At 59.1% G+C, this 5,108-nt stretch carries 5 protein-coding genes and 1 pseudogene; 4 read left to right on the top strand and 2 right to left on the bottom strand.

Going from position 1 to position 5,108, the window contains the following annotated elements; all coding sequences use genetic code 11:
* The first annotated feature begins 432 nt into the window (after positions 1-432).
* Entirely contained in the window at positions 433-573 is a 141-nt protein-coding gene (locus NW841_RS11680) for a hypothetical protein (RefSeq protein WP_414366655.1), read from the top strand.
* Here the strand turns inward: NW841_RS11680 and NW841_RS11675 are convergent.
* A complete protein-coding gene (locus NW841_RS11675) occupies positions 570-2,726 on the bottom strand; it encodes an NAD(P)H-quinone oxidoreductase subunit 5 (RefSeq protein ID WP_414386511.1) in 2,157 nt (718 codons plus the stop codon). The two genes, NW841_RS11680 and NW841_RS11675, sit on opposite strands and share 4 nt — an antisense overlap.
* A 313-nt stretch (positions 2,727-3,039) precedes the next feature.
* Here NW841_RS11675 and NW841_RS11670 point away from each other — a divergent pair, with 313 nt between their 5' ends.
* Entirely contained in the window at positions 3,040-3,396 is a 357-nt protein-coding gene (locus NW841_RS11670; protein WP_414366659.1) for a single-stranded DNA-binding protein, read from the top strand.
* Here the strand turns inward: NW841_RS11670 and NW841_RS11665 are convergent.
* Positions 3,393-4,169, bottom strand: coding sequence for a cobalt-precorrin-6A reductase (locus NW841_RS11665; RefSeq protein ID WP_414366661.1), 777 nt, complete (start codon positions 4,167-4,169; stop codon positions 3,393-3,395). The two genes, NW841_RS11670 and NW841_RS11665, sit on opposite strands and share 4 nt — an antisense overlap.
* A 65-nt stretch (positions 4,170-4,234) precedes the next feature.
* Here NW841_RS11665 and NW841_RS11660 point away from each other — a divergent pair, with 65 nt between their 5' ends.
* Positions 4,235-4,750 carry a bifunctional nuclease family protein gene (locus NW841_RS11660; RefSeq protein WP_414366662.1) on the top strand — a complete coding sequence of 172 codons (516 nt, stop codon included), beginning with the start codon at positions 4,235-4,237 and terminating at the stop codon, positions 4,748-4,750.
* Between the two features lie 139 nt (positions 4,751-4,889).
* Positions 4,890-5,108 (top strand): annotated as a pseudogene (locus NW841_RS11655) (RNA-guided endonuclease TnpB family protein); the annotation flags it as partial.

Genomic DNA, 5,108 nt, shown 5'->3' with positions numbered 1-5,108 from the left:
TGGGACAGCGCTGAGACGGCTTGAGGGTTTGTGTAGGAAGAAACAAGACCAGACCACCTTTCTGCTCAATTTTGTAGAGTTGTACTGCCTATGCAGCGACTCCAGCCAGCCGTCCATCCAGGCGACTTGCCTGGGAATAGGGCGCAAGCGGCACTGGTAGGCAATTCTCCTGGTGAGAGTATTGTACCTATTCACAACTGGGATGTTCCCGCCTCTCCCCAGCGACTCCGACCGACCCCCAGTCCCCCCATGTACGGGGGTACAGAGCGGGGCTTCAAGGACTACGTCCCGCTAGCACGAACGGCAGATTAGCTAGCTCTTGAGGGTCGGTAACTGGCGGAAGGCGGGGCGGACTACGCTCTCAAGCGTTGGGATCCCTTCACCGGAAAGCTTCTCAGTGTTCATCCCGAACACGGCAACTGGATTGGGGCGGTGGCCAGCGCTCCTGGGGATCGCTGGCTGGCCAGCGGCGGCGACGACTACTGCATTTGGCTGCGTCGCTTTCCTTCCCGCTCGGCGCTGCGGGTGTATCGGGATCCCGCGGCCTGTATCAGCCTCTGGCCCATGGGCTAGACCCCAACCCCAGAAAGCACTACCATCACCACCACCGCCGCAAAGATGATCAAAGCGTAAAACTGCGCCTTGCCGTTTTCCAGGTATTTCATCACTTCGCCGCTGACCATCGCCACCAGGCCCGTCAAGTTGACCACCCCATCGACAATGCGGCTGTCCACCTCCAGCGCTTCCCGCGCCACAAAGCGAGTGCCCTGCACAAAGACCCGATCGTAGAGATCGTCGATGTACCACTTGTTAAGCGAGAAGTAGTAGAGCGGCTGCAGGCTTTGGGGGAAGGTGCTCGGATCGATGCGCTTCTGCCAGTAGATCAGGCTGGCCAGGGCAAGGCCAATCAGCCCAATACCTACCGAGCTGCCCGCCATGACCAAAAACTCCGTCCAATCGAAGTGGCCAGCCAGCACCGCTTGCCACTCGGCTGCCACCAGCGGCAAAACCGATCCGGCCTCCGCCACAGTCTCGCCCGGCGGATGGATAAAGGCCTCAAAGAAGTTGGCAAAGGGAGTGCCCACCAAGCCGATCAGCACCGAAGGAACCGCCAGCGCCACCAGCGGAATCGTCATCGACAGGGGAGACTCATGCGGCTCGGCAGCGTGGCCATGCCCATCGTGCCCGTCTTCCACAGCTTCAGGATGGCTGCTGGGCTGGGGCTTTTCGTAAATGTTCATGGCACCGGGGCCAAAGGCCGGCTCTTTCCCGGCAAAAGCGTAGGCAAAAGCCGGCACCGGTCGGCCCTGGCTGACGGCTACCTCCTGCCGCAGTCTCAGGTTGGTGCCGCGAAACTCCCCTTCAAAGGTGAGGAAGTAGATGCGGAACATGTAGAAGGCGGTGATCCCCGCCGTGAGGAAGCCCACCCCCCAGAGGGCTGGGTTGTGCTCAAAAACCGCAGCCAAAATCTCATCTTTAGACCAAAAGCCGGCAAAGGGCGGGATCCCACAGATGGCCAGTGTGCCAATCAAAAACGTGATGGCCGTAACTGGCATGTATTTGCGCAGCCCTCCCATCAGGCGCATGTCCTGGGACAAAACCGGGTCGTGGCCCACCACCGCCTCCATGCCATGAATTACGGAGCCAGAGCCCAAAAAGAGCAGCGCCTTGAAGTAGGCGTGGGTCATCAGATGGAATAAGCCCGCCCCATAGGCGCCGGATCCCATGGCCATGACCATGTAGCCCAGTTGGGAGATGGTGGAGTAGGCCAGGCCCTTTTTGATGTCGTTTTGGGTGATGGCGATGCTGGCCCCCAAGAAAGCCGTGCCCGCCCCTGTCCAGGCAATGAGGTTCATGACTGCCGGGATCCCTTCCAGCACTGGGAACATACGTGCCAACAGGAATACTCCGGCAGCGACCATGGTGGCCGCGTGGATGAGGGCCGAAATAGGCGTGGGACCTTCCATGGCATCCGGCAGCCACACGTGCAGCGGGAACTGAGCCGACTTGGCCACCGGCCCCAAGAACACCAAGAGGGCAAACAGGGCAACCAAGCTGCTGCTCACCGAGCCGTTGGCGACCATCTGCTCCACATTGCGGGCCAGTTCCTCGAACCCAAAAGTGCCGGCAATCCAGTAAAAGCCCAAAATGCCCAGCAACAGGCCAAAGTCGCCCACCCGGTTGACGACAAATGCCTTCTGAGCTGCCTCTGCCGCTGCCTGCCGCTCGTACCAAAAGCCGATCAGCAGGTAGGAGCACATCCCCACCAGCTCCCAGAAGATGTAGATCTGTACCAGGTTGGGACTGAGCACCAGGCCCAGCATCGAGGAGGCGAACAGACTCAGGTAGGCGTAGAAACGTACATAGCCGGGATCCTGGGCCATGTAGCCATCGGAGTAGATCTGTACCAAGAAGGCCACGGTGGTCACCACCACCAGCATCATGGCGCTGAGGTGGTCGACTACAAAGCCCATGTCCAGCGAGAAGGATCCCGCCTGGGCCCAGGTGATGGTTCTGAGGACGGTTTCATGGCCCTGCAGTTGGCTGGCCAAGAGGGCAAAGGCGTGAACCATCGCCGTCCCCGTTGCGAACACACTCAAAAAGGCGGCTAGAGAGCGGTTGGCCCTTGTCCAGGCGTTGAACACCAGGATGCCTAGGCCAAGCAAAAAGGCTGCCACCAGGGGATAGACGGGGATCAACCAGGCGTATACGTAGATGAATTCCATGGGATACTGCTGAATGCGTTCTCTTGCGGTAGTGAACCCTCCCTGCTGGCCGGTGGGAATCTGTCTACGGGTCAGAGGCCGGCAGTTGCTCTGGGGCTTCTGATATTGTAAATCTTTGCAACACAATCAGCGCCCCCCTGCAGTCACCCAATCCATGAGAGCAAAGATTTTTCCTCCCGATCAACCGGGATCCCCGCAGGAGAATCGGAAGATAGGCTGAAAGTTATCCCTAAGCCTGTGGCAAGATGACAGGGATCCCTTGTAAGCGCTACAACTGAAGGCTGAAAGCCACAGACTGTCTGGAGAAAAGCCCATGAGCCTAAACCTGGTGACCCTGGTGGGGAGAGCCGGAATGGATCCAGAGGTGCGCTACTTTGAGTCGGGCAAGGTGGTGTGTACCTTTAGCTTGGCGGTCAACCGCTTCCGCAAAGGAGAGGACAAGCCCGATTGGTTCAACCTGGAGCTGTGGGGGCGCACCGCTGAAGTGGCCGGAGAATATGTGCGCAAGGGCAGCCTCATCGGGGTAACAGGCAGCCTCAAGTTCGATCGCTGGAAAGATCGAACCACTGGGGAGGATCGCCAGAGGCCGATCATCGCCGTGGATCGGCTGGAATTGCTGGGATCCCGTCAAGATCGCGAGCCTGACCTGCCTGCAGAGGAGCCGTTCTAAGTCCCCTCCAACCGACGTTGGCACTCCCGCACCACCTCGGCCAAGTCTTGACTACACCAGGGGTAGCTTAAGAGTGGCCGTTGGATTACCCACAGGGGAATCCCCAGAGTTTTAGCCACAGCCTGCTTGATGGCCAGGCCACCAGCTTCTCCAGAGTCCTTACTAATAACCACTTGGGGCTCCAGCCTCTGCCAAAGCTGCAGTTCCTGCTCCAAGCTGAGGGGCAAGCGCATCCCAATCACCCGCTCGGCAGGGATCCCGGCTTGCACTGCCCGGGGAACCGACTCTGGCAGCACCCGCGCCCACAGTTGGCAGCGATCCTGCCAGGGCACAAACAGGGGCAATGCCTTCACCCCCACCGTTAGCAGCACCCGCCGCCCTGCCAGTACGCCATCCGTGAGCAACACCTGCCAGTCTGACGCTACCTGTACCCAGGGATCCAACGCCACCGGGGGGCGCTCGTAGCGCAGGTAGGGGATCCCCAGTTGGGCGGTCACCTGCATGGCCAGTTGCGAGATCTCTTGGGCGAAGGGATGGGAAGCATCCACCAGCACGCGGATCCCGTGTTCCTGTAGAAACTGTAACAAAGATAGGGGCGAAAATCGGGTAACTATCACTTGCCCCGGCAAATCCCGATATAGCCTTCTGGCCCCCTCGGTGGTGACGGTGGCTATCCAAGGGATCCCCTCATGGCTGAGGACGTGGGCCAAGCTGCGGCTTTCGCTGCTGCCACCGATGAGGGCCACTTCAAGTGATTTACGAACCGAGCCCATGTTGTGTTGCCAAAGTTTGCTACCAGTGGATACGATCGAGGTCTAAAGGCTGGAGGCGAGTGCTCATGATCGAGATGCATGTGGCTGGGATCGCGGTCGACGCTGTCAACCAGGCTCCCATTGTCATCTTGCGCGATACCCATGAGCGGCGTGCCCTACCCATCTGGGTAGGAAGAGCGGAGGCCAACGCCATTCTGCAGGCGCTGGACGACCAAAAGCCCCTCCGCCCTATGACCCATGACCTTATTCTGAACTCCTGGAAAGCTTGGGGGATCAAGCTGGAGCGGGTTATCATCCATGCCCTGCTGGACAATACCTTCTATGCAGTGCTTGTTACAGTCTGCGGCGATAAAAAGCAGGAGATTGACTGCCGCCCCAGCGATGCCATTGCCCTTGCCCTGCGGGCCCATGCCCCCATCTGGACTGTAGAAGAGGTAATCGCGGAAGCCTCGATCCCGATGAACCAAGATGCTGACGAAGCAGAGCGGGAGGCCTTCCGCAAGTTTGTGGAAAACGTAACGCCCAAAGACTTTATTCGCAGCCACCCCTTCACTGACCACCCCACGGAAGCAGACAGTTGAAGTTACAGCCTTCCTGAGCTGTCCCCTACTGGAGGAGCTGAAGCCATTGGCCGGTCTCTACTCTCGCTAGCCTAGGGGTCTGCTTGGGTTGACTTCTCTCCTCCCTTTCAAAGGATCCGACGGTGTCGCTGACCACCGACGCGAACGCTTTGAGCTAGATATAGGTCACTACCAGCGTGGCAGGCTAGCAGGCTCTCATCCCAAAGCAGCCACGTTGGTCAAACGCCAAGACGGTTCCTACTACATCCAGATTGGCGTGGAGTCTGAAGCACCAGAGCCGGAGCACGCCGTCAAGGCAATGGGCGTGGATTTGGGTAGGAGGGATATTGCCCAGACCTCTGAGGGGGATCACTGGAAT

Origin of the sequence: Synechococcus sp. H60.3 (genome assembly GCF_047462295.1) — a bacterium.
Classification (GTDB): domain Bacteria; phylum Cyanobacteriota; class Cyanobacteriia; order Thermostichales; family Thermostichaceae; genus Thermostichus.
The sequence above is the reverse complement of the archived record's forward strand: the minus strand, read 5'-3'. Positions and strand labels throughout refer to the sequence as shown.